Consider the following 264-nt stretch of genomic DNA (forward strand, 5'->3'; position numbering starts at 1 on the left):
AATCTGGATTTAAGCGTCCTTCGTCGTAAAGGAAGAACTCGACAACCCAAAGAAACACGTGGAAGATTTAGGATTGGCACGTCGATCGCCAAACGTCCTAAAGAGGTCCGGAATCGTAAAACTTTTGGCCATTGGGAGCTTGATACTGTAGTGTCTTCCAGAGGCAAAAGTAAGGGCTGTTTAGCGACTTTTCTAGAGCGAAAAACTCGTTTTTACTTAGCTTTCAAGATACCAGATAGAACAGCTAAAACCATGTTTTCAGCC

At 43.2% G+C, this 264-nt stretch carries 1 protein-coding gene; it reads left to right on the plus strand.

From position 1 onward, the window contains the following. Positions 1-264, plus strand: a 264-nt coding sequence (locus SORDD16_RS10285) for an IS30 family transposase (protein ID WP_128973523.1), incomplete at both ends; no start/stop codon positions are given.

Source organism: Streptococcus oralis (assembly GCF_001578945.1).
GTDB classification, from domain to species: Bacteria; Bacillota; Bacilli; order Lactobacillales; family Streptococcaceae; genus Streptococcus; species Streptococcus oralis_Q.